Annotated in this window: 1 pseudogene; it reads right to left on the bottom strand. The window is 65.5% G+C overall.

Annotated features, from left to right (window positions below):
- Positions 1-232: pseudogene (locus R0J92_RS27145) on the bottom strand (alpha-galactosidase); the annotation flags it as partial.

Raw genomic sequence — 232 nt, 5'->3', positions numbered from 1 at the left:
CGAACCCCATGTGTCGCGGCGCCGCGACCCAGGCGCGCATGTGGATGTAGATCATCCGCCACGACGTATGGCACCGACGCGGCCCGATATGCTAACCTGTAACCGGCAGCGGCAGGAACAGCGCCGCATCATGCTGCATACGCAGCCGCTCCAGTGCGTCGTTGCTGTCGGACAGCCAACCCCGCTGCGTGAGGCTCAGCATTCCGGCATCAATCCGCCCCCCACCTGAAGC

Origin of the sequence: Tritonibacter sp. SIMBA_163 (genome assembly GCF_046535935.1) — a bacterium.
Classification (GTDB): domain Bacteria; phylum Pseudomonadota; class Alphaproteobacteria; order Rhodobacterales; family Rhodobacteraceae; genus Epibacterium; species Epibacterium scottomollicae.
The sequence above is the reverse complement of the archived record's forward strand: the minus strand, read 5'-3'. Positions and strand labels throughout refer to the sequence as shown.